General features: G+C 34.2%; 19 protein-coding genes. 9 read left to right on the top strand and 10 right to left on the bottom strand.

Annotation, left to right across the window (positions count from 1 at the left end):
• Positions 1–84 precede the first annotated feature (84 nt).
• Together uvrA and PBT89_RS10770 are read right to left on the bottom strand one after the other, a co-directional pair.
• On the bottom strand, positions 85–2,916 hold the full coding sequence (gene uvrA, locus PBT89_RS10775) for an excinuclease ABC subunit UvrA (protein WP_270061912.1): 2,832 nt from the start codon (positions 2,914–2,916) through the stop codon (positions 85–87).
• A 118-nt stretch (positions 2,917–3,034) separates the two neighbouring features.
• Positions 3,035–3,628 (bottom strand): acyl carrier protein phosphodiesterase, encoded by a 594-nt coding sequence (locus PBT89_RS10770; protein WP_270061911.1) that lies wholly within the window; start codon positions 3,626–3,628, stop codon positions 3,035–3,037.
• 119 nt (positions 3,629–3,747) lie between these two features.
• Here PBT89_RS10770 and glmM point away from each other — a divergent pair, with 119 nt between their 5' ends.
• Positions 3,748–5,133 carry a phosphoglucosamine mutase gene (glmM, locus tag PBT89_RS10765; protein ID WP_270061910.1) on the top strand — a complete coding sequence of 462 codons (1,386 nt, stop codon included), beginning with the start codon at positions 3,748–3,750 and terminating at the stop codon, positions 5,131–5,133.
• A gap of 61 nt (positions 5,134–5,194) precedes the next feature.
• Here glmM and PBT89_RS10760 read toward each other — a convergent pair whose 3' ends face one another.
• Together PBT89_RS10760 and PBT89_RS10755 are read right to left on the bottom strand one after the other, a co-directional pair.
• Positions 5,195–5,659, bottom strand: coding sequence for a hypothetical protein (locus PBT89_RS10760; RefSeq protein WP_270061909.1), 465 nt, complete (start codon positions 5,657–5,659; stop codon positions 5,195–5,197).
• Between the two features lie 308 nt (positions 5,660–5,967).
• Positions 5,968–6,870: a lysophospholipid acyltransferase family protein gene (locus PBT89_RS10755; protein WP_270061908.1), complete on the bottom strand. Its 903-nt coding sequence runs from the start codon at positions 6,868–6,870 to the stop codon at positions 5,968–5,970.
• Between the two features lie 52 nt (positions 6,871–6,922).
• Here PBT89_RS10755 and PBT89_RS10750 point away from each other — a divergent pair, with 52 nt between their 5' ends.
• Complete coding sequence (locus PBT89_RS10750) at positions 6,923–7,570, top strand: rhomboid family intramembrane serine protease (RefSeq protein WP_270061907.1); 648 nt, start codon at positions 6,923–6,925, stop codon at positions 7,568–7,570.
• Between the two features lie 53 nt (positions 7,571–7,623).
• A complete protein-coding gene (locus tag PBT89_RS10745; RefSeq protein WP_270061906.1) occupies positions 7,624–8,301 on the top strand; it encodes an SIMPL domain-containing protein in 678 nt (225 codons plus the stop codon).
• A gap of 76 nt (positions 8,302–8,377) precedes the next feature.
• Here the strand turns inward: PBT89_RS10745 and PBT89_RS10740 are convergent, their stop codons facing one another.
• A complete protein-coding gene (locus tag PBT89_RS10740; RefSeq protein WP_270061905.1) occupies positions 8,378–9,505 on the bottom strand; it encodes a redoxin domain-containing protein in 1,128 nt (375 codons plus the stop codon).
• Positions 9,506–9,622: 117 nt separating this feature from the next.
• On the opposite strand from PBT89_RS10740, the gene PBT89_RS10735 reads away from it, so the two are divergent.
• A complete protein-coding gene (locus PBT89_RS10735; RefSeq protein WP_270061904.1) occupies positions 9,623–11,989 on the top strand; it encodes a GAF domain-containing protein in 2,367 nt (788 codons plus the stop codon).
• Between the two features lie 20 nt (positions 11,990–12,009).
• Here PBT89_RS10735 and PBT89_RS10730 read toward each other — a convergent pair whose 3' ends face one another.
• The gene (locus PBT89_RS10730; protein WP_270061903.1) at positions 12,010–13,194 is read right to left on the bottom strand and encodes a Pycsar system effector family protein; all 1,185 of its coding nucleotides are present in this window, start codon (positions 13,192–13,194) and stop codon (positions 12,010–12,012) included.
• 56 nt (positions 13,195–13,250) lie between these two features.
• On the opposite strand from PBT89_RS10730, the gene PBT89_RS10725 reads away from it, so the two are divergent.
• Complete coding sequence (locus PBT89_RS10725; protein WP_270061902.1) at positions 13,251–16,970, top strand: metallophosphoesterase; 3,720 nt, start codon at positions 13,251–13,253, stop codon at positions 16,968–16,970.
• A gap of 197 nt (positions 16,971–17,167) precedes the next feature.
• Positions 17,168–19,939, top strand: coding sequence for an outer membrane beta-barrel protein (locus tag PBT89_RS10720; RefSeq protein ID WP_270061901.1), 2,772 nt, complete (start codon positions 17,168–17,170; stop codon positions 19,937–19,939).
• A gap of 68 nt (positions 19,940–20,007) precedes the next feature.
• On the opposite strand, the gene PBT89_RS10715 is transcribed toward PBT89_RS10720, so the two are convergent.
• The 4 genes from PBT89_RS10715 to PBT89_RS10700 form a co-directional block, all read right to left on the bottom strand.
• Positions 20,008–20,916, bottom strand: a complete 909-nt coding sequence (locus PBT89_RS10715; protein ID WP_270061900.1) for a mechanosensitive ion channel family protein — start codon at positions 20,914–20,916, stop codon at positions 20,008–20,010.
• Between the two features lie 11 nt (positions 20,917–20,927).
• Positions 20,928–21,428, bottom strand: coding sequence for a Dps family protein (locus tag PBT89_RS10710; protein WP_270061899.1), 501 nt, complete (start codon positions 21,426–21,428; stop codon positions 20,928–20,930).
• A gap of 99 nt (positions 21,429–21,527) precedes the next feature.
• The gene (locus PBT89_RS10705; protein WP_270061898.1) at positions 21,528–21,848 is read right to left on the bottom strand and encodes a phosphoribosylpyrophosphate synthetase; all 321 of its coding nucleotides are present in this window, start codon (positions 21,846–21,848) and stop codon (positions 21,528–21,530) included.
• Positions 21,849–21,966: 118 nt separating this feature from the next.
• Complete coding sequence (locus PBT89_RS10700; RefSeq protein ID WP_270060991.1) at positions 21,967–22,101, bottom strand: hypothetical protein; 135 nt, start codon at positions 22,099–22,101, stop codon at positions 21,967–21,969.
• A gap of 398 nt (positions 22,102–22,499) precedes the next feature.
• Between PBT89_RS10700 and PBT89_RS10695 the strand changes: the two genes are divergently transcribed.
• From PBT89_RS10695 to PBT89_RS10685, 3 genes are read left to right on the top strand one after another with little or no spacing between them, the layout of a single operon-like run.
• Positions 22,500–23,519, top strand: a complete 1,020-nt coding sequence (locus PBT89_RS10695; protein ID WP_270060992.1) for a LacI family DNA-binding transcriptional regulator — start codon at positions 22,500–22,502, stop codon at positions 23,517–23,519.
• Positions 23,520–23,524: 5 nt separating this feature from the next.
• Positions 23,525–24,526 (top strand): SDR family oxidoreductase, encoded by a 1,002-nt coding sequence (locus tag PBT89_RS10690; RefSeq protein ID WP_270064258.1) that lies wholly within the window; start codon positions 23,525–23,527, stop codon positions 24,524–24,526.
• Positions 24,527–25,807: a nucleotide sugar dehydrogenase gene (locus PBT89_RS10685; protein WP_270061897.1), complete on the top strand. Its 1,281-nt coding sequence runs from the start codon at positions 24,527–24,529 to the stop codon at positions 25,805–25,807. It abuts the gene before it with no gap.
• The last annotated feature ends 33 nt before the right edge of the window (positions 25,808–25,840 follow it).

Below are 25,840 nucleotides of genomic sequence, written 5' to 3'. Positions count from 1 at the left end.
ATTCTTTTGCCCGAAAATCGGGATTAAATTTTTCGTTCCAATCCATCTAACTTTCGTTATCCGAAAGGTTCGAATTCAAAATTTTTATTTAAGTTCTTTTTTTAGGAATCTAGCCGTATGGCTTTTCTTGTTTTTGGCGACTTCTTCTGGTGTTCCGGTAACGATCACTTCGCCACCACCTTTACCACCTTCTGGGCCAATATCGATAATATGGTCTGCCATTTTAATAACATCCAGATTATGCTCGATAATTAAAACTGTATTTCCTTTATTGGTTAGTTTATTAAGGACTTCCATTAATACTCTAATATCTTCAAAATGAAGTCCGGTTGTGGGTTCATCTAAAATATAAAATGTATTGCCGGTATCACGCTTAGATAATTCAGTAGCTAATTTAATTCGTTGAGCTTCACCTCCAGATAAGGTAGTACTTTGTTGCCCAAGCGTAATGTAGCCTAAACCAACATTTTTAATTGTATTTAATTTTCGATAGATTTTGGGTATAGGCTCAAAGAAATCTGTTGCTTCGTCGATAGTCATTTCTAACACATCTGCAATCGATTTGCCTTTATACCGAATTTCTAAAGTTTCGCGGTTAAATCTTTTTCCGTGGCAGGTTTCACATTCCACATAAACATCGGGTAAAAAATTCATTTCGATTACTCGAAGTCCGCCACCCTTGCAGGTTTCACATCGACCACCTTTTACGTTAAAACTGAATCTCCCAGGTTTATAACCTCTAATTAAAGCTTCAGGAGTTTTAGCGAAAAGGCTTCTAATTTCAGAAAAAACACCGGTATAGGTCGCCGGGTTACTTCTTGGTGTACGCCCAATCGGCGATTGATTGATATCAATTACTTTATCGATATGATCTAATCCCTTTATTTTTTTATAAGGTTTAGGTTCTTTAACGCCATTAAAGTAATGCGTGTTCATAATCGGGTAAAGTGTCTCATTGATTAAGGTTGATTTTCCACTTCCCGAAACTCCAGTTACAGCGATCATTTTTCCCAGAGGAAAGTCTACTGAAACATTTTTTAGGTTATTTCCGCTAGCACCAGTAAGTTTTATTTTCTTCCCGTTGCCTTTTCTTCTTTCCTTTGGAACAGCGATTTCTCTTTTGCCGCTTAAATAATCTGCAGTAAGCGTGCTGTTTTTATGCATTTCTGAAGGTGGTCCCTGGCTAATAATTTCCCCACCGTGTTTTCCTGCTTTTGGCCCAATATCAATTACATGATCGGCGCGTTCGATCATATCTTTGTCGTGTTCTACCACGATTACTGAATTTCCGATATCTCGCAAAGAAACCAAGGAATTGATTAGTTTTTCGTTATCACGCTGATGCAAACCAATACTTGGTTCATCTAAAATATAAAGTACGCCAACTAATTGCGACCCAATTTGAGTCGCCAATCGAATGCGTTGTGCTTCACCACCAGATAAACTTTTAGAGCTTCGATTTAGGTTTAAATAGGTAAGCCCAACATCTTCTAAAAACTGAAGTCGGGTTCTAATCTCCTTAACCACTTCTGTAGCGATCTTTTTTTGTTTTTCTGAAAGTCGTTCTTCCATATTTTCAAAAAGAGCTACCAGATCACTAATATCAAGATTCGCTAATTCAGCAATATTTTTATTGTCGATTTTAAAGTAAAGCGATTCTTTTCGTAATCTACTTCCATTACAGGTAGGACATTCTATTTTATCCATATATTCTTTAGCCCATCGTCGCAGTGAAGTAGAATCATTATTTTTAAAAGTTTCTTCAATAAATGTAGCAACACCTTCAAAATCGATTTTATATTCTCGAGTAATGCCTATGGTCTTAGATTCTTTACTGAATTTTTCTTTCCCTCCATTCATGATCATATCCATGGCTTCCTTCGGAATTTTTTCAATAGGATCATTCAGGCTGAAGTCAAATCGGTCTGCAATAAGCTGAAGTTGGGAAAATACCCAATTCTTTTTTTGCGGTCCATGTGGCGCAAGTCCACCTTTTTTGATAGACTTTGATTTATCTGGTATAATTCGATCTTCATTAACCTTATAAAGTGTACCAATACCATTACAGCTAGGACAAGCTCCTTTTGGAGAATTAAAAGAAAAGGTATTAGGTTCTGGGTTTGGATATGAAATCCCGGTTGTAGGACACATTAAATTTCTACTAAAAAAACGCGTCTCACCGGTTTCCTGTTCCATGATCATCAGCACATCATCGCCATGGTACATCGCGGTTTTAATGCTCTCGTCCAGACGTTTTTGCGCATCGGTATTATCGTCGATCTTAAGCCGGTCGATTACAATTTCTATATCGTGCGTTTTATAGCGATCCAGCTTCATACCTTTTACGATATCTCTAATCTCTCCGTTGGTTCTTACTTTAACAAAACCCTGTTTGGCGATATTTTCGAATAGTTCTCTATAATGTCCCTTTCTAGATCGCACCACGGGAGCCAAAATGCTTACGCGTTTATCCTTATAATGTTCGATAATCAATTCTTTAATTTGATTATCGGTATAACTTACCATTTTCTCACCGGTGTTGTAACTGTAAGCTTCACCGGCACGGGCAAAAAGAAGCCTCAAGAAATCGTAAATCTCGGTTATGGTTCCTACCGTACTACGCGGATTTTTACTAGTGGTTTTTTGCTCGATCGCAATTACGGGAGAAAGTCCTTCAATTTTATCGACATCGGGACGTTCTAAACCACCAAGAAACTGGCGTGCGTAAGCAGAAAATGTTTCAATATAGCGGCGTTGGCCTTCAGCATAAATCGTATCAAAAGCAAGAGAAGATTTTCCAGATCCTGAAAGTCCCGTGATCACAACTAATTTTTCACGGGGAATTTCTACGTCAATATTTTTTAAATTATGAACTCTGGCTCCTAAAACTTCTATTTTTTCTTCAGTTTTCGTCATATTTTTCATCAAGATCGCAAAGTTACTCAATGCATTGCTAACTAAAAAGTAAGCAAAGTTTCACCATTGTTAATTTCAATCTAAAATTGAGTGATTTTTTTAAACTATCGATTGGCAATTACTGTTCTAGTAGTTCTTTTTTTCTTTTTTCTGAAAATTCTTCAAGTTCAGCAAAAAACCTATAGAATTCATCTTTAAACTCATCATAATATTGGCGAAGTTCGTTTACAGATTCGTCCATTTTCGACCTAAATTTTGTACGCTTATTCATTTGTGATAAAATTAGCCCAATTCCGTCTATAGTAGAATAGGTAACAAGCCAATTATGTTCGATCATGTAGGGCATAAAATTTTTTACCCGTTTTGGTAACACATCGGGATTATTTTGAATAAGATTGTAAAAATCTGCACTGTACTCTTCTAATTTCGTTTTATGGAAATCTTGCCAGTTGGCAGCCAAAAAATGATCGTATAAAATATCAACGATTACGGTACTGTAATGCGAATATTTCTCAAAAAGTCGGTGAACACTTTGGTGAACAATAGGGTGGGAGTCTGTAAATTCATCGATATTGCGATGTAAAGTAATTCCCTTTTGTACGGCTTTTGGGTATTCTAAATATTGCTTTCCTTTTACAGAATCGGCGATAAAATTACCGATTTTAAGCATGTCGTTATTGCCAGAAAGGTAAATGTGGGCGAGGTAATTCATTTTCACAATATACAATATCTACTTCTTTAAGTTATGTTAAGATTTTGAGTAGGCGGCGCATCCTGCTATATTTGTAAAAAGGCATTAAAAAAGCCGGATGAAACAAACAAACTTACAACATGAGCTTAATAAAATCTATTTCAGGAATACGTGGCACTATCGGTGGGAAAATTGGTGATAACTTAACACCAATCGATACCGTAAAGTTTGCTGCCGCTTACGGGACCTGGTTAAAATGGACTTCAGATAAAAAAGATTTAAAGGTCGTTATTGGTCGCGACGCCAGAATTTCTGGGAGTATGATCCAACAACTAACGGTAAATACATTAATTGGCTTAGGAATAAACGTGATAGATATTGATTTGTCTACAACACCAACAGTTGAAGTTGCGGTGCCTTTAGAAAATGCAGATGGCGGAATTATCCTCACTGCAAGTCACAATCCAAAACAATGGAATGCATTAAAATTGCTGAATAGGAAAGGTGAATTTTTAAGCGGCGAAGACGGAGCCAAGATCCTTGAAATCGCCGAGAGTGATGATTTTAATTTTGCCGAAGTAGACGATCTTGGAAAAATTATTGAAATCGATGATTATATTGATCGACATATCGAGGAAGTTTTAAAACTGAAGTTGGTCGATGTTGAAAAGGTAAAATCTGCAAAATTTAAAGTGGTTGTAGATGCGGTAAATTCTACTGGCGGAATTGCCATCCCAAAACTTCTACAAAAATTAGGCGCTGAGGTGGTGGAGTTATATTGTGAACCAAATGGTCATTTTCCACATAATCCAGAACCTTTAAAAGAACATCTTACTGATATTTGCGAATTGGTGAAAACGGAAAATGCCGATTTTGGAGTGGTGGTAGATCCCGATGTAGATCGTTTGGCATTTGTCGATGAAACCGGAGAAATGTTTGGTGAAGAATATACGTTAGTGGCCTGTGCCGATTATGTGCTGGGAAAAACTCCGGGTGATACAGTTAGTAATTTATCGTCCTCTAGAGCTTTACGCGACGTTACCCAAAAACATGGCGGAAATTATAATGCCAGCGCTGTTGGAGAAGTAAATGTGGTCACCTTAATGAAAGAAAGTAATGCGGTAATTGGTGGAGAAGGAAACGGCGGAATTATTTATCCTGAAGCGCATTACGGGCGTGATAGTTTGGTAGGTGTAGCCTTGTTTTTAACACATTTAGCTGAAAAGAACGTAAAAGTTTCTGAATTGCGAGCTGAATATCCTGCGTATTATATGAGCAAAAATAAAATTGAACTGACTCCGCAAATCGATGTCGATGCCATTTTAAAAGCGATGGAAGAGAAATATGCTGATGAAGAAATTAGCACGGTAGACGGAGTGAAAATCGATTTTCCTGAAAACTGGGTACATCTAAGAAAATCGAACACAGAACCTATTATTCGAATTTATACCGAAGCAAAATCACAACAAAAAGCCGATGAACTTGCACAACAAATGATTGAAGAGATTAAAAAAATAATCTCATAAGTTTTCCCATAAAAGAATAAAAGCCGAAATTCAATAATTTCGGCTTTTTTGATGTGGGCATTTATTCTAAATCGATGCCATTTATCTGCACATCTTCTAGGATTGAAGCAAAATAAATAATTGTATTTAGAGGTCTTTCTTTATCTATGGTTTGGCTAAAAGAAGAGATTTTAGATTGTTCAAAATCTAAGGTAAATACAGGTTCTTTTTTTCCGTTTTGATAAACAATTAAATTTCCAGACCATTCTTCAGGGTTGCCTTTAAGCCAATCTAAAAATGTTTTATCGATTTGATGTTCTAACGAAGCTGAAAAGTGAACTTTAAATTTATTAGTTTCTTCCGATTTATTATAGCTATCCAGTATATAATCAATTTGGCTTAGTGAATAAGTTTGCTGGATTTTTTGATTCTTTTTTAAAGTAAGCTGGATGCTGTCTAGTGTTTCTTCAGCAGTAGGATCGTTCTTTTTTTGTGCACTAACAGAAATGCTTACAACTAAAAAGAGAATGGCTAATAGGTTTTTCATAATCTTAATTTTAATGTTTTTGTTTTTTAGAATAGTTTTTTTGGAAAAATTTAAAATCCATAAAAAATAGATTGATTTAAAAATTACCGGTTCACAAAAATCATTTTTTATAACATATTATTTTTCACTGTTTTCAGTGAAAAGTATTTTTATCTCAGGCCAACTATTAAAAAGAGTTATACAGCTTGAAAATTAGCTAAGCCGCTTATGCTAAATCTCTTAATATTTGAAAAATTATAAATTATGTCTTTTGACTGAGCAGGAAAACTAAGGCATTATTTAATGCTAGTATATCAGTAATTTCGAATTTATTTCACCACAGCATTTTCTGGAATGGGAGCATTACGATGTTTCCAACGTTTGTGCGTCCAAAGATAAAATTCGGGATTAGATTTGATTTGAGCTTCCAATCGGTCACGAAAAGAAGTGGTGATAAAGAAATCAGGTTCAGATTGTGGTGTCTTGGTAATTTCTTTTAATCGAGCTTCGTAAAAACCACGCTTTACTTTTTCAACCTCAAGGTAATACACCGGCATATCAAAATCTCTAGCTAGTTTTTCAGATCCGGTGAAGAAAGGAACTTTAACGCCCATAAAATCGGTCCAGAATTTATAGTTTGCGCGCTTTGGGGTTTGATCGGCGATCATTCCGTAAATTCCTTTTAGATCATTTTTTTGATGGCGCGCGATGGTGCTCACTACACGGTGAGATTCGATCATTTCAGTATTAAATTTTCCGCGAATGTCTTTAATAAGTTTATCAAAGCGTTTATTTCTAATCCTTTTGTAAATACCGTGACCTTTTAATTTGAGTCCGTATACTTCCATAGAAATCATCCACTCGTAACTGGCATAATGTCCGCACATTACTAAAACACCTTTGCCAAGTTTATTAATATTTTCAATTTCTTCAGGATGGGTAAATACAAAACGTTTTTTAATTTCTTTTTCAGAAATATTCATCGTTTTAATCATCTCTAGAAACATATCGCACATGTGGTGGTAGAATTTCTTTTTGATGATGTTTCTTTCTTTTTCAGACTTTTCAGGGAAAGCGATTTTTAAGTTTTTAACGACCGTTTTTTTCCGGTAACCAATTAAATGATACACCAAAATATAAATTAAATCTGAAAAAATATAGAATAGCCTAAATGGCAAAATAGAAATTAACCAAAGTAGAGGATAGGCCAGCCAGAAAACTAATCCTTGCATAAAAAAACTTTCAGCAAATATATGGTATATTTGAAACTAAACTGCAACACCTATGGGAGATTTAAGCTTGGTAACCATTATCATTATCGCGGCTAACGTGATTATATCCTTTAAAGGATTTAATGATCCAGGATTTTTTCATAAATATAAATTCAATATTGCTGATATAAAAAGTGGTAAAAAATATCAAATATTTACTTCGGGATTTTTACATGTAGATCATTCTCATTTATTTGTGAATATGCTTACGCTTTATTTTTTTGCGGAATCTGTGATGTATTATTTGGGTACCACAGGTTTTATTGTTGTGTATTTAGTGAGTTTGATATTAGGCAATTTACTTTCTCTTTATTTCCATAAGGATGAGTATCACTATACCGCCGTAGGGGCGAGTGGTGCAGTAATGGGCGTGTTATATGCAGCAATCTTACTAAATCCTGATATGATGCTAGGATTGTTTTTTATTATACCTATCCCTGCATACTTATTTGGAATTGGTTATTTGCTTTATACTATTTACGGTATGAAGAGTAGACGAGATAGTATTGGTCATGATGCTCATTTTGGCGGAGCGGTGGGAGGATATTTATCAACAATAATTCTTGCTCCTTATGTATTAGAGGCTCATCTTATGATGGTTATACTTTTAGCTATTCCAATCATTATTTTATTTATCCTTCATCGTACCGGTAAATTATAGTTTGGTATCGTATTTGAAATACTTACTATAAATCTAAAAAAAAAATCAATCTTATGAAAAAGTTAGTGCTACTACTGGCGGTTATCACCAGCATGGGTGTAAACGCACAAAATTCTGCTGAAAGAAATGTAGTTAATGTAAATGGAGAAGGTACTGTAAATGTAGTTCCCGATCAGGTTACTATAAGTTCTAGAATAGAAACAGAAGGATTAAATGCTGAAGATGTTAAGAAGGAAAATGATAAAATAGCGAATAATATATTCAAATATTTAAAATCTCAAGGTGTTGCTGAAAAGAATATCCAGACCGAATATGTGAATCTTAATAAGCGTACTGATTATAATACCAAAGAAGAAACGTATGTAGCCAACCAGTCTATTTCTATTAAGTTGGAAAACTTAAAAAACTACGAAAAGATTATGCAGGGGTTACTTAAAAATGGCTTAAATCGAATTAATAGCGTAAGTTTCTCTTCTTCTAATATGGAAGAGTATCAAAAGGAGGCCAGGAAAAAAGCGGTTTTAGATGCAAAGCAAAAAGCTGAAGATCTTGTGGCTCCATTAGATCAGGAAATTGGTAAAGCGGTAATGATTTCAGAAAGTAGTCAGAATAATTATCCAGTAATGCGAATGGCAGAGATGAAGTCTTCACAGAGTTCAGATCAACAAACTATCGCTCCTGGTGAAATGGAGATTAGCGTAAGTGTAACGATAAGTTTTCAATTATATTAATCAACAATATAGAATTAGTAGAACAAAAAAATCCCCGGTTTTGCCGGGGATTTTTTTTAAATTATTTCCGAAGAAATTATTCAGCATTCGCTAAAAGCTCCTCTATTTTTTTGTCTAGCGCTTCTTCACCTCTAACATCGCGATCTACGATCACTCCGTTTTCATCCAAGATAAAAGTTGCCGGGATAGCACGAACTCCGTATTTTTTAGCAATAGGATCATTCCAGGCCTGTAGGTTAGATACGTGATTCCAAATAAGACCATCATCTTCGATAGCTTGTAACCATTTATCTTTATCTTCTTCTTTATCTAAAGACACAGCAATAATATTTAAGCCTTTATCATGATACTTATTGTAAACTTTAACCACATTAGGGTTTTCTTTTCGGCAAGGCTTACACCATGATGCCCAAAAATCTACGATCGTAACTTTACCAAGAACATCACGCAATGCAAGATTTTCACCTTCTGGAGTAGTAGCGCTAAAATCTGGTGCTTTGCTACCAATTTCTGTAGCCGTCATAGATTCTAATTGTTCTCCAACTTTACTACCAAGCGGTGTGTTTTTAATTTCTTCGTTTAAAGAACTGTACATATCTTTAAGCTCTTTAGTAGTAGCTCCCTGCATTCTTAACAAATCCATTATCGCCATTAAAGATACAAATGCATCTTTGTTCTCTTTAATAATTTGTTTTTTGAATAACTTGTCGTTATCCATAATTTCTTGTTGTGTACCTTGTAAGGTTTCCAATTTCGTAGAGTCTTGACTTTGATAAGCCGATCGCATCTCTACTCTTAAATTACTAACCTCTTTATTTATGCTATTTAAGTTTTCAAGATATTCATTAAGAAGTTCGTTTTGTTTACCTCCTTGTTTCTTAGAAGTCTGTAAGCTATCTTTATATAATGTAAAATCGATATTTTCGTTTTCAGAAATAAAAAGAACCATACCATTTACACCTTCAACCTCGAGATAACTTAAATTAGGACTTTTGGTTTCTGCAAGATCTGCTTCAAACTTACCGTCTTTTACGGTAGTAGAATCAATTCTTTCTGGACGTTGGTTTAGATCTGTTAATTCAGAAATATAAATTTTCTTTCCATTTTCGATACCATCAGCCTTACCTGAGATCGAATATCCCTTATCTTTTTCGCATCCGGTTAGTATAACCAATAAACTAGCTATTCCTATTAATTTTCGCATGATAAAATATTAATTTTGTGCAAAAGTAATGAACTGGTGATTGAAAGCGGTGTGATTATTGCAAAAGTTTTGTAATTTAAAAACCGATATAATTTACCGAAAACGACGCGATAAAGAATGAAGGATCAAAAACAGGATTTTCCCTTAGATATAAAAGTTAGCTTTCATAAAGTAATAGAGCAATACGAAGATCGGCTTAAAGTTGAAGAAAATCCTATTGCCAAAAATTATATCGAAAGCGTGCTAAATTATATTAAGGATTATCCAAACCTTGTCGATGGAATTGATACTATAGAGGAGTTAAAAAAATATCGGGATCCAATTAAAATTTTACTTGACGATCTTTTTCCCAGCGTTTTGAGTAATAACGAGATTAAAGCAGTTTCTATACCTTATCATAATTTACTTTTTAATCATTCTAATCGTTTAAAAAAAATTATAGAGGCTGCAGGAGAAGATTTTAAGCCTGAAATGCGAGAAATCGACGGGAATTCTAAATACATTCATGCCTGTATTAATATTCTAAATAATTATTACGATTTTAATTTAGATTTTTCCAGACCACCATATTATGATATTCCAGACGAAAATGGAATAGAGAAGCATTATAGAGCGAGTTTGAATGGTGATTTTGTGGAACTGTATCCTAAAAAAGAAGCAAAAGAAATTACACAAGATGATGTAGATGAATTACTTCAGGATGTGGATAATATTGATCTTTGGAAAGAGAAATTCCCTCCATGTAGCTGGGTTTTCAAGGGATTCATAATCGTAAACCTTACAGATGTAACTATCGAGGATGCTATATCTGAATTGAAAACAACCTTACTTTTCCAAAAAACGACACGCAAAGACGAGCTTGAAAAATTGCAAGGTATTTTTAGAACTATTTATAAAGTACCAGATCTACGTGTAGGATTTACGAGTTACAATATTGATGAAAAAACTTTTGAACGCGTCACTAAAATGAACGCAAAAAGTTTTATGCTGAATAAAGATCTATCCAGCGATTGTAAAACCGGTATTTGCGAGCAAAGTTTTAATAGTCTTATTGAGAAGAATAAAAAATTTAGCATTCCTAATGTGGAAATCTATGCTAAAGAAAATGACAATCTTTTAGCCAAAAATCTTCTGGCGAACGATGTTAAAAGCTGCATTTTGGCGCCATTATCAAAAAATGGTACTTTGGTAGGAGTATTAGAATTAGTGGCCAATCGAAAAAATGTATTAAATCGGATCAATGCAATGAAGCTTGATGAGATTTTGCCATATATCATCACTGCATCAGAGCGGAACAAAAATGATTTTGAAAATCGTGTAAAAGCTGTAATCCAGAGCGAATGTACATCAATCCACCCAAGTGTTCTCTGGATTTTTGAACGGGAAGCACGTAAATTCATCAGTGATTACGATAGCGACGGTTTAGCTTCTTTTAAAGATATTGTTTTTAAAGATGTTTATCCTTTATACGGGCAAATTGATATCGTAGCAAGTAGTGACGCTAGGAATGATGCTATTCAAAAAGATTTGCTTTATCAATTAGATGTAATTCTTAATATTATTGATAAAGCTTATAAAATTGAAGAATTACCTATTTACGAACAGGTGAAGTTCAGGATTAAAGACTTTAGAGAAGACATCGATGAGAGTCTAAACGCTAGTAGTGAGCAAAAAATATTTGGTCTTTTGCAAAAAGAGGTGAATCCATTAATGGAACACTTAGAGAAACAAAGTGAAGAAATTCGCGGAATGGTTGCCGAGTATCAAGAACTGCTAAATCCTGAGACAGGTATTGTGTATAATCACCGTAAAAATTATGATGACACGGTGCAACAAATTAATCGTACCATGTCTCGTTTTTTAGATAAAAAACAGTCGGAAGCGCAGCAAATTTATCCTCATTATTTTGAACGTTACAAAACCGATGGTGTAGATCACAATATGTATATCGGGGCATCGCTAACCAAAAATAAACCTTTTAATGCCGTTTATCTTTATAACCTAAGATTGTGGCAAATTAAGACGATGGTAGAAATGGAAAATAAATTCTATCATTTGCAAGAATCTACACCTATGCATCTAGATGCCGCTTCACTAATTTTAGTTTATAATTCTACTTTATCTATTAGGTATCGGATGGATGAAAAGAAATTTGATGTCGACGGCACTTATAATGCACGCTACGAAATTATTAAAAAACGAATTGATAAAGCATTCATTAAGGGAACTGAAGAGCGAATTACTCAAAAAGGTAAGATTGTAATTATTTATTCTCAAAAATCTGATGAACGCGAATATTTGAGATATGTAAAGTATTTACAAGCAAAAGATTATTTAGGAGACGAATTAGAATTACTAGAGCTAGAAGATGTTCAGGGGGTGATTGGTTTAAAAGCAATACGTGTAAATGTTCTATATACTTCAGATAAAAAAGATCATCAAGACTCTATAACTTACGAAAATCTTATGGAAGAGTTGCATTAAACTCTTCCATGTTATTTCTTTTACATTAGATAAAATGCAATCACAAAAGCTATTACAGATACGATAATTCCTAGCATAAAAACGGTATACGTTAATCGTAGCAATAAGTATTTGCGATGAAGTACTTTACCTAAAAGATGTAAATCTAGCATCAAAGATTCGTAAACATAATCTTTATCCTGAATCATTTCATTAATTCCCCATTTGAACAAATCGAAAGGCATTTTATGAAAATTTCCAAAGAAAAGAAGATTTACATCACGATTTTTAACCTGTTCTTTAGTGAATTCGCCACTGGTAACATTGGGCCGTGTAGACATTATCGATAATATCATAGAAGCCACACTAAAAAGAACCAATACTAATGTAGGAATTAGTAAATGCCGATTACTTACCGCATCTAATTTTGGAATAAGATTAGAGATGGCTAATGAAATTATAATAGCATTTACCGATAGTAAAATATTCGCCTTTGTATCTGCAATATCACTAAGTTTGATGTGATTTCGTAACGTTACACGAAACAAAGTTTGGATACTACGTTCTGGGTTATCGTTTTTATATTTTGCTTTTAGACGGGCTTTATGCTCTTCTTTAGTTAGCTTTTTTTCTCTTTTATTCTGCTTCTCAACGAGATTTAAAAGATTTTGTTCTTTGGCCTGATTCCAATTTTTTAACGCATAATCTGTATAAAAGGTATGCTTTTCTGTAAGCATTTTGATATTCTCCATGATCCATTCGCTGGAAGAGAAATTTTTACGATTATGTAATTGAAGTTCCTGTCTTAAGAGTTCGCTGGTTTCATCGTAGTATTCTTTTGCAAAATGTGAAGAATCGGCATCACGAATAATTTTTTCTCCAATTCCTTCAGGATTATGGCTAAATTTTGTGGCCATAATATACCTTGAAACCATATTTATAAGTTCCTGGGTGGCGTTATTTTCTTCAAGAAAGTTCTTAGCTATTTTAACACTAGATTCTTCATGCTTATCATAACCTTCAGTATAACCACTGTCGTGAAACCAAGCAGCCAGCTTTAGCGCTTCTTCTTGTTTAACATTAATTTCAGAATGTTCAATTAATTCTTCTGTACTTTTAACAACCCTTTCTGTATGCTTATAATTGTGATATAGATAAGTATTTGGAAGGTTTTCCTTGAACAGTTCAAGGATATATTTATCAGCTTTATCTAAGAGGTTGTTCATCTATAAATTACTTGTTTAACAGAGGCCAAATTACGAAAATTTGTGTAACAACATTTATGAAAAGAAATAACTACTACTGTTTTTTATTAATTTTAACGCTTGTTGCTTCTTGTACAAGCTCAGATCCCAAATATCGTAAGGGAGAACCAACTACAAATTTCGAATATCCTGAAAATAAAGAAATTGAAAAGACTTTTTATCTTTTAGGTGATGGTGGATATTCACCCGCTGGTGGAACTTCTAAAGCTTTAATAGTTTTTAAAGAGTTTATTAAAGAACGGGATACACGCGGCGATTACGCTATTTTTTTAGGTGATAATATTTATCCTGCGGGAATGCCTCCTAAAGATGATCCTTTACGCGAACAATCTGAATATCGACTAGATGCACAGCTTGATGCTGTAGAAAATTATAATGGTAAAGTTATTTATATCCCCGGTAATCATGATTGGTATAGCGAACGAGTTGAAGGCTTGGAGCGACAAGAGGAATATCTAATAGAACAATACGGCGATTCTTTAGATTGGTCACCCAGCACCGGTTGTGGTTTAGAAATCAAAGAAATATCAGAAGATATTCAAATGATTATTATCGATTCGCAATGGTATTTAGAAGATTGGGACAAAAGCCCTACGATAAACGACAATTGCGAGCAAATAAAAACTAGAGAAGCCTTATTTACTGAAATTGAGAGTGAACTTAAGAAATCTCAGAATAAAACAGTGATTATTGCATTGCATCATCCAATATTTTCAAACGGTATTCATGGGGGGCAATATAATTTTAATCGACATTTATATCCTTCTCAAAATAAAATTCCAATTCCGCTTCTTGGATCTTTGGCTATGCTTATAAGAACAACGGGCGGAGTATCTATTCAGGATTTACAAAACGAACGTTATAAATCACTTTCAGATCGATTACAAACACTGGTAAAAGGTAAAGAAAGAGTAATTTTTGTTTCTGGCCATGAGCATACACTTCAGTATATTGATCATGATGGAATAAAACAAATAATTTCAGGATCTGGTTCTAAAGAAAATTATGTAGCGCTAGGAACAGACGGCTTATTTGCTTTTTCACTTCAGGGATTTGCGGTATACGATGTTTTTAAAGACGGATCTTCTTGGGTAAGTTACTATCGGAATAAAGATGATAAACCTGAATTGATGTACCAAAAAGAAGTTTTTGCTTCACCTAAACCTTACGAATTAGCAGATTATCCAGATTCTTTCCCTAAAACAGAAACTACAAGTATATATTCCAAAGAAGAAACCGATGTTAGCGGGTTGTATAAAACTTTATGGGGAGAACGCTACCGGAAATTATACGGTACCGATGTTACTTATAAAGTAGCAGATTTGGATACACTTTATGGAGGATTAACACCACTACTGGAAGGTGGTGGTCACCAAACGGTATCTATTAGGGTTAAAGATTCTTTAGATAGAGAATATAATATTAGAAGAATAAGAAAGGATGCAGTACAATTTTTGCAAACGGTAGCTTATAAAACCAAGCCTATAGAAAAGCAATTTCAAAATACGGCGGCAGAAGATATCATAAGCGACTTCTATACTTCTGCACATCCATTTGCTTTTTTAGCAATACCCACTTTGTCTGAAGCTATTGGTTTAGCACATACGAATCCTGAAATTTATTATTTGCCAAAGCAAGATAATCTTGGTGCCATGAACGAAAATCATGGTGATGATGTTTATATGATTGTAGAACGTCCTGAAGAGCATTGGTTGAAAAACAAAAGTTTTGGCGCTCCAAATCATGATATCGTTAGCACAGCAGATATGTTTGAGCGAATTAGAAGAGATGAGAAATATAAAGTAGACGAACCCGCTTACGTTAAAGCTAGAATTTTTGATATGCTTGTTGGAGACTGGGATCGACATCAAGATCAATGGCGATGGGCGGAGAACGAAGATGAAGAAGGTAATCACACTTTCACACCTATACCCAGAGATCGGGATCAGGTTTTCTCAAATTTCGACGGTGCTTTTTTTGGAACTTTACGCTCATTGGTCGGTTTGGCAAATCAATTCGCTGTCTACGATGAAAAATTACCAAATATAGAGTGGTTTAATATTGCAGCAATTGGCTTAGATCGTTCTATACTTCAGAATACCGGAAAAGATACATGGTTAGCTCAGGCAAGATTTGTGCAGGAAAATATTACCGATCAGGTTATAGAAAATGCATTTAGTAAGCTCCCGCCGGAAACGCAGGGAGATATCACTCAAAATCTTATAAAAAAGGTAAAAGGCCGAAGAGACAATATTGTTGATATTGCCGAACGATACTACGATTATTACGCAAAATTAGCGATTATCACAGGTACTGATAAAGATGATTTTATAGACATTACCAGAATGCCAGAAGGCAAAACAAGAGTAACCGTTTACCGTAATAAAAAAGGAGAGCGAAAAGACATTGTGAGTGATTATGTTTATGATAAAGAATTTACAAAAGATATTTGGGTTTATGCTCTTGATGACGATGATATAATAACCGTAGACGGGGAAGGAGATCACTTAATTTACACCCGTATTATTGGAGGGCAGAATAATGATATTTATAGAATAAGAAATAAGAAAAAACTTAAAATCTATGATTATAAATCTAAACCAAATACTATAGAAGAAGGTAAAGATGCTCGTTTTAGATTTACCGATAAATACGATTTAAATGTTTACGATAAGGATAAAAAAGTTTTTAAATCTACAAGTATAACTCCGGGAATAGGTTATAATCCAGATGATGGTTTAAAGCTTGGTTTTAAAGCACTGTATACGATAAACAATTTTAAGCGCAACCCATATACATCTCAGCATGAATTAAACGCCGGTTTCTATTTTGCTACAGATGGGTTTGATCTAGATTATCAAGCAAGATTCGCTACTATTATAGGAAATTATAATTTGCAGGTAGGAGCTCATTTTACAAGTCCTAATTTTGCAAGAAACTTTTTTGGCTACGGAAATGAGACCGTGAATTTAGACGACGATAGAACTCTAGACTATAATCGTGTAAAGATTAGCCGAATTGGTGGTGATGTTGGTTTAGTTAACGAAACACCATTTGGAAGTTATTTTAGTTACAAAGCAAGTTTCGAAACAGTAGAAGTAGATAATACTGAGGGACGCTTTATAGATGAATTTACTCCTGAAAATCCTGATGGATTTTTTGAAAGGAAATTTTTTGCTGGTCTAGATGCTCTTTATCGTTATGAGAGTTATGATGATGTTTTAAACCCTAGTAGAGGAATGCAATTTGATCTAAATTTAGGCGGTAAATTAAACACTTCAGAAGCAGACCGTTATTATGGTTATTTTAAATCTTATTTAGAATTTTATAATTCATTAATTAGAAGTAGAAAATTGGTTTTAAAAAGTCATGTTCAAACACAAATAAACATTGGTAGCGATTACGAATTCTATCAGGCGGCAGTTCTAGGTAGTGGCTCTGGTTTACGAGGTTACCGATTACAGCGTTTTGCCGGTAAAAGCACATTTGCAACGGGTGGAGATTTACGCTATAGCTTTAATAAATTCAAAACGTCATTTTTGCCATTTCAGGTAGGCGTTTTTGGAGGATACGATATTGGTAGAGTTTGGGCCGATAACGAAGATAGTGATGAATGGCACGATAGCTACGGTGGTGGTATTTGGATTAATAGTGCGGAAGCAGTAAACGGAACTGTTCATTTATTTAAAAGTGACGAAGGATGGCGATTGAGCTTTGGTTTTGGCTTTAGATTCTAGAAAAATATTTCATTATTTAGAATTAAAAAACCTGCATTTTTGCAGGTTTTTTTATGTTTAATATTGGATGAATTAGAGGTGAAATCTAAAATTATCAAACTTAAATAAATGTTAAATAAAACTTAAAAGAATAGTTATATGCAATTTTATAACTGTTTTTTTAGTTCTTAGAGGACATCAATCAAAATAATCATCTCATGCTCAAAAAATTACTGGTTCTCGCCATAGGACTTTTCAGTGTATCATTAACTGCTCAGAAATTCGAAATTTCAGGAAAATTATTAGATAAGGAAACTGCTGAACCATTAGAAGCAGCTACAGTTTTTGCCGAAGCTGTTAGCGATAGTACGCTGGTAACCTACACGATCAGCGATAAAGATGGTTCCTTTAAACTAAAAGGTATCACATCTCTAAAAGAGCTGAATTTATATGTCACTTTTGTTGGATACATACCGTATGAAAGTCGAGTTAGCTTAAAAGAAAGCAGAATAGTAAATTTAGATCCTATTTCCTTAGAATTTCAGGTGGAGTCGTTAGGTGATGTTTTAGTAAAAGCAAGACGAGCACCTGTAACCATAAAAAAGGATACGCTTGAATTTAATGCGGAATCATTCAAGACGAAGAAAGATGCTACTGTAGAGGATTTGCTGAAAGAATTACCGGGGGTTGAGGTTGATGCTGAAGGAAATATTACAGTGAATGGGAAGCCGGTAAATAAAATACTTGTTAATGGTAAAACATTTTTTGGCGGGGATGATCCTACGATCGCAACCAGAAATCTTACCAAAGAGATGATCAGTAAAATACAGGTTTCAGATTCGAAATCAGATTCAGATGCGTTTACCGGCGAAAATAGTGATGGCGAGAATAAAACCATCAATATAACCATAGATGAAGATAAAAATAAAGGAATCTTCGGTAGAGTTTCTGGTGGCGGAGGGACAGACGACAGGTTTGAATATGCTGGGCTCGTAAATTATTTTGATAATGATTTACAAATAAGCGCACTTGGTGGAGGGAATAATATTAATTCCCCTGGATTTAGTTTTGGTGAAATTGAAAAAATGTTTGGAGGAGGAGGGAGTTTAATGATTTCCAGCTCTGGAGCTTTTAGTATAAACGGCCGTAATTTCGGTTTCGGTAGTGGCATTATAAATTCTAGAACTGGCGGTTTAAATTTTGCAGATTCCTGGGGAGAAACTTCAGAAATTTCCGCAGATTATTTTTATTCAGGATCAAATAATTACGAAAATACGCAGCGAGAGCGCCAAAATATATTACCAGACGAGCGATTTTTTACAGAAAGTTATTCTAGAAGTGATGGAAATACCGATCGTCATCAGGCGAATATGAAGTTTACTACAAAGCCAGATACGACCTGGTTTATTGATGCTCGTCCTAGCTTTAGCATTACCAAAGCAGAAAATAATTACGAGAGCAGTTCTGAAACTTATAATGAAGCCGGAGAACTAGTAAATCAGTCTGAAAGTGATAACCAAACATTTAGTGATGGGCAAACCTTTGGAGGTAACTTCAATATAAATAAAAAATGGGCAAACGGATCTTCATTATCGTTGCGAACTGAAGGAAATATTGAAAAAAATGAATCGGAATCCTTTATTATGACTTCCGCAGAAACTTTTGGCGATGAAGGAGAAGATATCTTTAGAAACCAAGTGACCGATGGAAACCAGGATAATGCAAATATAAGTTCATCTTTAAAATATCGAATACCGGTTTTAAAGGATAAACTTTTTCTTAATGCTGAAGCAGGCTACGGAAACGATTCCAGAGATGATAAACAATATGTTTATGATGTAAGTGGCGATTCTTATTTAGACAATTTTAATGAAGAGCAAAGTACCGATTTTGAAAATATTAATGAATATTATAGACCTGAATTTGGCGTAGACTGGAATACAGAGAAACTTAATCTTGGTCTGGATGTCGGCTACATTTTACGAGAACTGTCCAGTCGTGATAATTTAAGGAATTTTGATTTTTCTCAGGATTTTGATGCCATCGAATTTGATTTGAATATGAATTATTCGCTTAGTCAGAAGACGAGAATTTACGCATCGGTTTCACGAAATAATAATGCACCCCAAGTTCGGCAATTATCACCTTATGTTGATGTTTCAGATCCATTGAATATTATCCAAGGTAATCCAGATTTAAAACCTTCTAACGAAACACAATTTTATTTAAATTATAATAATTATGATTTTCAATCGCGAAGCGGATTTTACGCGTATGTCATGTATAGTTATACCAACGATCAGGTAGTTTCAAGGTCTACCGTAGATGATAATTTTGTGAGAACCACAACCTATGATAATGTTGATGGAGCTTATAGAGGATCAGGAAATATTAGCTATAGTAAAGAAGTTCAAATTGATTCTCTTTCATCCCTAAGAATTGGTTTAGGATTCTATGGAACGTTACTAAGAAATGTGAATTTTATAAATAATGAAATATATAACAGCAACACCACAGCTTTAAACCCAACTTTAAATTTAACCTATACTCTTGGGGATTTCTTAGAGCTACGACCAGGATATACCATGAGGTTTAATAATACCGATTTCGATATCAATGCCATACAAGATTATGAGTTTACGCGGCACGAATTGAGATTAAGAGCAACTACAAATTGGCCGAAAAATTTAGAGTGGCAAAATGATTTTCGCTATTTTAATAATCCTAATGTGGGGGAAGCTTTTCAGAAAAATACGTTCTTATGGAATAGTACATTAACGTATTCGATACTAGATAATAAAGGAAATATTAGTTTAAAAGCTTTTGATCTTTTAAATCAAAATACAAATACAGAACGTCAAACTTCAGAAAACTTTGTAGAGGATGTGCAAAGTACCGTTTTGCAACAATACTTTATGATAGGTTTTAGTTATAAGTTTAATACCTTGGGTAAAAAAGGAGAAGTTAGAGAAACCAATTTTTTCTTTTAAGTTGAGTTAAATAAAAATCGGCTTCTGAAATTTCAAAAGCCGATTTTATAAAGAAATCTTATCAATTTTTAATCTTCTGAATCCTGACTAGATTTTTCTTGAGCCTTATTTAAATCTAGTTTGTTTGAAAAATCAATGGTTCTAATTGGGAATGGAATATTAATACCTTCACCATCAAAAGCCTTCTTAATCCCTATAATAGCACGACTTTGGGCTACTAAAATATCGTAATTCTTTTTAGCGTCGGTCCAGAATCTCACTGTAAAGTTAATCGAACTATCACCAAATTCATTATACATAAATTCCACTTCTTCCTGACCGTTTTGCGGAAATAAATCTGCTATGGTATCTACGGTTAATTTCTGTACCATTTCTAGGTCAGAATCGTAATGCACTCCGCAATCCACGAATATTCTTGATCGTTCGGTTCTACTAAAATTCTTAAAAGATTCATTTACGATCTTAGTATTCGGTATAATTACAAAATTATTATCAGATTGCTTAATCTTAATGCTTCGTAAATTAATTTCTATTACGCTACCAGCATAGCCGTTGGTTTCTACCCAATCACCAATCTGCAATTCTGGTAAAAAACTTAATATAACACCGGAAAAGCTATTATTTAATGGCCCTTGCAACGCTAAACCGACAGCCAAACCAATAACTCCGGCACCGGCAAGAATAGAGGTTAATAGTTGATTAAGATTTAAAAGACCTAATGCAACAAAAAATCCAACAAGCGTAATGGTCGCTTTTAAAACTTTTACGGTAATTTCTCTTATAGAATCTTGCTTAACTTTTTTTATTAACAGGCGATTTACAAATTTACCCACCCATTTTGCCACAAACCAAAAAAGTATAAAAACGAGAACTGCCAAAATTATATTTGGCAGGTTCACGATAAGGCTGTCAAGCCATCCAGTTAGTTTTTCAACTAAAGATTCTAAAGATTTTTTGAAATCAAATCTTTCAAACATTTACTTAAGGATTATTCCGCTGCTATAGCTTTGTGAGTTTCTGTAGTTTTCATCTTCCATGCATCTAACATCCAACTTGTTTTTTCAAGCTCTCTTATATAAGCACCTATTAGATCGATAGTTCCTTCATCACCAGCAACATCTGCACTTTTAACAACCTTACGCATTTGTTTTAGCAAAACACCATGATCATTAATTAGCTGTTCGATCATGTCGTAATCTGTAAGTTCAGATATCGATTCTTCTAGATTCGACATTTTTAGGTAATCGCTTAAATTACTTGTAGGCTGAAATCTGAGCGTTAGAATACGTTCGGCAATCTCATCAACTTTAAGTTTGGCATCATCATACATTTCTTCAAATTTTTCATGTAAATCGAAGAAATTTTTACCGATTACGTTCCAATGAAAATTTCTAAGTTTTTGATAATATAGATGGTAATCAGCCAACAGAATATTAAGCTCATCAACTGTAACGGCTGTTTTTTCTTTGTCTAATCCTAAATAGTTCATAATTTTTATTTATAGTTTTTCTTATTTCAATACAAATTTAAAATAGTTTATCCGATCAAAATTCCAATTGTAGAAGTTAAACCAAATACGATTATAAATTTATTTTATTGGTCGGTTTTCTTTAAGATCTAATTTTTTGCTCATTTCTTCTGAAAGCTGACCGCTAGAAATCCCATAGCCATCAACTAATATACCTTTGCGACCACTTTCTGTAGTTATTGCGTATAAAATTGAATTATCGTCTGGATTACTCATTCCTTCAAATCGTAAAACTTTGTCTACATCAAATTCGTGAGCAGCAAATTTTTCCTTTTCAGATTTAATTTCTAAATGTTCATCCAAAAGGTTAAAATCATGTTCGTAACCTTCTTCTAATTTTAATTTATTAATTGCCTGAGACAGGGTTCCGTAATCTTTCATTTTCTTTATTTTCAATTTATTTCAAATGTTAAATTACGTCGAGAATCCTTTATTTCCAAGCCATTCAGGGTGTTTAGTATAAGTTTAACTTGATTTGGCGATTCCTTTAGAACTTGTATTATTCATCTTTATTTCTACCAAATAAACCAAAAGGAATAACAAGTAGAAAAAAGAAATACCACCCCGTTACAATACCAACAATTGTGATGATGGCAGCGATAATATAAAACCAATAAGACTTTGGGATTTTCATATAGAAAATTGTTTGTATAAGTTTTTTTTTAAGCATTATTTATTGCCGATAAGCTATTTATTTCAGCAAATTAACTCAAAATTCTTTAAAAATGGTTTGAAGCTATCATTCTAAAATTTCTGATTTTATTCATTTAATCTAAGATTTTTAGGGGGTTATATGTTATAATATGTGTAATTAAAAATAAAGCCCCCTAGTAATATTCTGAAATGCTTTAGATAGATAATTATAAACACCAATATTAATAAAAATAGGGGGTTGGGTTTGTGACTTGGATAAGCTATCTTTGCACACTTAGAAAAAATTATGACGAGTTACATCTCGTCGAATTAATTTTCTTTCAAAGTTAAAAATGCTTTTCTTTGAATGTAAACCAGATTTAAACTTAGGTTGGAGGTATGAAAAACAAGATCACCTTAAAAGAGCTTTCTAAATTGCTAAACGTTTCAGTTTCTACTGTATCGAAGGCACTTAATGACAGTCCTGAAATCAGTCAGAAAACTGTAGAGCGCGTAAAGGAGTTGGCGAAACTTCATAATTATCGTCCTAACCCTGTAGCTGTTAATTTAAAAAGCAGTAGAAGTGGCACCATTGGTGTGATTATTCCAAATATTGCCAATGTGTTCTTTGCAAAGGTACTTTCTGGGATCGAAGCTAGAGCACAGGAAGAAGGTTTGCAGGTAATTACCTATATTTCTAACGAATCTTATGATAGAGAAGTACAAATTATAGATCATCTAACGTCTGGTTTTGTGGATGGTGTTTTACTTTCTATAGCCGAAGAAACTCAGCGTAAGCGTGCTTTTGATCATATTTATCAGTTAATCGATTACGATATTCCTGTAGTTTTATACGATCGTATTAATTACGATATGCCGGTGGATAAAGTTGGTGTAGATGATGCCGAAAGCTTTAAAAAGGTAACTAATAAACTTATCAAAAAAGGACTAAAAAAGATTGGTGTTGTTTCAACAATACTGCATTTGGTAAATGGTAAGGAAAGGATTCGTGGTTATCAGGAAGCTTTGTTACCAAGCATGAAAGAACATATAGCTGCTTCTACTCGTAGAGAATTTTTAGATGAAAGAATTCGCGAAATTCTTATTGAAGATCGTGTTCAGGCTGTGCTATGTTGTGATACCGAAAGTACGATGAAAGTTTATCGTTACGCTCACGAACATAATATCCGTATTCCGGAGGATTTAAAAGTTGTAGGATTTCTAAATGAAGAAATTACTAAATACCTAACTCCGTCAATTAGCTATATAGAGCAAAATCCACGTAAGATTGGTAAAGGAGCAATGAAACTTCTAGGAAAACGATTAAAAGGAGAAGCGGAATTGAATAAAACCACCGAGAAAATTATCAAAACTAAATTGATGCATTTAGAATCTACCGATTTTGATTCTGATAAGTGAAAAAAATTATAGACGAAAATAAAACAGCAAAGCTTTCCTCCTGTAAAATTCTTGTTACCGGAGGAGCTGGTTTTATTGGATCAAACCTTTGCAAAACGCTTCTAGATTTTAATGCTGAAGTCACTTGTCTGGACAATTTTTCTACCGGGAAAAGACAAAATTTAGAACGTTTTGAAGATCATCCTAATTTTAGTCTAATAGAAGCAGATATTCGAGATTCAGAAGCATGCAAAAAAGCCTGCGAAAATATCGATTATGTTTTGCATCAGGCTGCTTTGGGCTCGGTGCCACGTTCTATTAAAGATCCGCAAACAACCAACGAGGTCAATGTAAGCGGATTCTTAAATATGCTGGTCGCTGCGAAAGAAAATAAAGTAAAAAGATTTATCTACGCAGCAAGTTCATCTACCTATGGTGACGCTTCAGATTTGCCAAAAATAGAAGATAATATAGGGAAACCTTTGTCACCATATGCCATTACCAAATATGTAAACGAACTTTATGCTGATGTTTTTCAGAAAACCTATGGCTTAGAAAATATTGGTTTACGTTATTTTAATGTTTTCGGTAGACATCAGGATCCCAACGGTGCGTATGCTGCGGTAATTCCGAAGTTTGTAAAAAAACTGATGGATCATAAATCGCCAACGATCAATGGCGATGGAAGTTTCTCTAGGGATTTCACCTATATAGATAACGTGATTCAAATAAATCTTCTTGCAATTACCACCGACAATCCAAAAGCCGTTAATCAGGTTTATAATGTCGCTTGTGGAGGGAGAACTGATCTTAATGAACTTCTTGATATATTGCAGTTAGAATTAGCTAAATTTGATCCTGAAATTTCAAAGATTTCTGCTGAATATGGTCCTGCACGTCAAGGTGATGTGCCACATTCTCAGGCTTCAATAGAAAAGGCAAAAGAGCTACTTGGATATCGGCCAAATTTTTCAGTAAAAGAAGGTTTAACTGAAGCCGTTTCTTGGTATTGGAATAACTTAAAGTAAATGACTAAAAAGAAAATAGCTGTAATTGGTCTTGGATATGTAGGGCTGCCCTTGGCGCGACTTTTTGCTACAAAATATGCTGTTGTAGGTTTTGATATTAATCAATCTCGCATAAGTGAGCTAAATCACGGCGAAGACAAAACGCTTGAGGTTGAAAATACAATCTTAAAAGCTGTTTTAAAAGAAGACAATTCCGAAGAAAACGGACTATTCTGCACAGCTAAGTTAAGTGATCTTGAATCTTGTAATTTCTATATTATTACTGTGCCAACTCCAGTAGACAGAAATAACAAACCAGATCTTACGCCACTATATAAAAGCAGTGAAACAGTTGGGAAAGTTATTCAAAATGGTGATATCGTAGTTTACGAAAGCACAGTTTATCCGGGAGCTACAGAAGAAGAATGTGTGCCGGTTTTAGAAAAGATAAGCGGACTCACATTTAACAAAGACTTTTTTGTAGGCTATTCGCCAGAGCGTATTAATCCAGGAGATAAAAAGCATACTGTAGATAAAATTTTAAAAGTAACTTCAGGTTCAACCTCAGTTATTGCTGAAGAAATAAATAATCTATATGCCTCGGTAATTACAGCAGGAACACATCTGGCACCTTCCATAAAAGTTGCTGAAGCTGCGAAGGTGATAGAAAACTCGCAACGGGATATTAATATCGCTTTTGTAAATGAACTGGCCAAGATTTTTAATATTCTTGAAATTGATACCAGAGCGGTTTTAGAAGCTGCGGGAACAAAATGGAATTTTATTCCGTTTACGCCAGGTTTGGTTGGTGGTCACTGTATTGGTGTTGATCCTTACTATTTAGCGCAAAAAGCACAAGCAGTGGGATATCACCCCGAGATTATTCTTGCCGGGAGACGTATGAATGATAGTATGGGCCAATATGTTGCGGCAGAAATGGTGAAATTAATGCTGAAAAATGATCTTAAAGTTAAAGACTCCAATATTCTAATTTTAGGATTTACTTTCAAAGAAAACTGCCCAGATGTGCGCAATACACGGGTTATCGATGTGTATCGAAATTTAATTGAATATGGAGTAAACGTATCGGTTTACGATCCTTTAGCGAACCCTAAAGAAGTTTTACACGAATACGGCGTGAAAACGATCAATCAAAAACCAGATGCAAAATTTGACGCTTTGATCTTAGCCGTAGCACATCAGGAATTTTTGGAAATAGATTTAACCGAATTGAAAACTGAAAATGCTGTAATTTACGATGTAAAAGGTGTTTTAGGCGAAAAAGCCGATAAAAAATTGTAAATTTTTATCTGAAATTTGACCAATTCTGCTTTA

Origin of the sequence: Zunongwangia sp. HRR-M8, from assembly GCF_027594405.1 — a bacterium.
GTDB lineage: Bacteria > Bacteroidota > Bacteroidia > Flavobacteriales > Flavobacteriaceae > Zunongwangia.
This window is presented reverse-complemented; position numbering and strand designations above follow the sequence as displayed.

Excerpts from the sequence above, each read along its gene's own strand:
- PBT89_RS10700 (WP_270060991.1), bottom strand. The coding sequence starts at position 22,101 with ATGAAAATCCCAAAGTCTTATTGGTTTTATATTATCGCTGCCATCATC.
- PBT89_RS10710 (WP_270061899.1), bottom strand. The coding sequence starts at position 21,428 with ATGAACTATTTAGGATTAGACAAAGAAAAAACAGCCGTTACAGTTGAT.
- PBT89_RS10730 (WP_270061903.1), bottom strand. The coding sequence starts at position 13,194 with ATGAACAACCTCTTAGATAAAGCTGATAAATATATCCTTGAACTGTTC.
- PBT89_RS10685 (WP_270061897.1), top strand. The coding sequence starts at position 24,527 with ATGACTAAAAAGAAAATAGCTGTAATTGGTCTTGGATATGTAGGGCTG.
- PBT89_RS10760 (WP_270061909.1), bottom strand. The coding sequence starts at position 5,659 with ATGAAAAACCTATTAGCCATTCTCTTTTTAGTTGTAAGCATTTCTGTT.
- PBT89_RS10740 (WP_270061905.1), bottom strand. The coding sequence starts at position 9,505 with ATGCGAAAATTAATAGGAATAGCTAGTTTATTGGTTATACTAACCGGA.
- PBT89_RS10695 (WP_270060992.1), top strand. The coding sequence starts at position 22,500 with ATGAAAAACAAGATCACCTTAAAAGAGCTTTCTAAATTGCTAAACGTT.
- PBT89_RS10770 (WP_270061911.1), bottom strand. The coding sequence starts at position 3,628 with ATGAATTACCTCGCCCACATTTACCTTTCTGGCAATAACGACATGCTT.
- PBT89_RS10720 (WP_270061901.1), top strand. The coding sequence starts at position 17,168 with ATGCTCAAAAAATTACTGGTTCTCGCCATAGGACTTTTCAGTGTATCA.
- PBT89_RS10715 (WP_270061900.1), bottom strand. The coding sequence starts at position 20,916 with ATGTTTGAAAGATTTGATTTCAAAAAATCTTTAGAATCTTTAGTTGAA.
- PBT89_RS10755 (WP_270061908.1), bottom strand. The coding sequence starts at position 6,870 with ATGCAAGGATTAGTTTTCTGGCTGGCCTATCCTCTACTTTGGTTAATT.
- uvrA (WP_270061912.1), bottom strand. The coding sequence starts at position 2,916 with ATGACGAAAACTGAAGAAAAAATAGAAGTTTTAGGAGCCAGAGTTCAT.
- PBT89_RS10750 (WP_270061907.1), top strand. The coding sequence starts at position 6,923 with ATGGGAGATTTAAGCTTGGTAACCATTATCATTATCGCGGCTAACGTG.
- PBT89_RS10705 (WP_270061898.1), bottom strand. The coding sequence starts at position 21,848 with ATGAAAGATTACGGAACCCTGTCTCAGGCAATTAATAAATTAAAATTA.
- PBT89_RS10735 (WP_270061904.1), top strand. The coding sequence starts at position 9,623 with ATGAAGGATCAAAAACAGGATTTTCCCTTAGATATAAAAGTTAGCTTT.
- PBT89_RS10725 (WP_270061902.1), top strand. The coding sequence starts at position 13,251 with ATGAAAAGAAATAACTACTACTGTTTTTTATTAATTTTAACGCTTGTT.
- glmM (WP_270061910.1), top strand. The coding sequence starts at position 3,748 with ATGAGCTTAATAAAATCTATTTCAGGAATACGTGGCACTATCGGTGGG.
- PBT89_RS10745 (WP_270061906.1), top strand. The coding sequence starts at position 7,624 with ATGAAAAAGTTAGTGCTACTACTGGCGGTTATCACCAGCATGGGTGTA.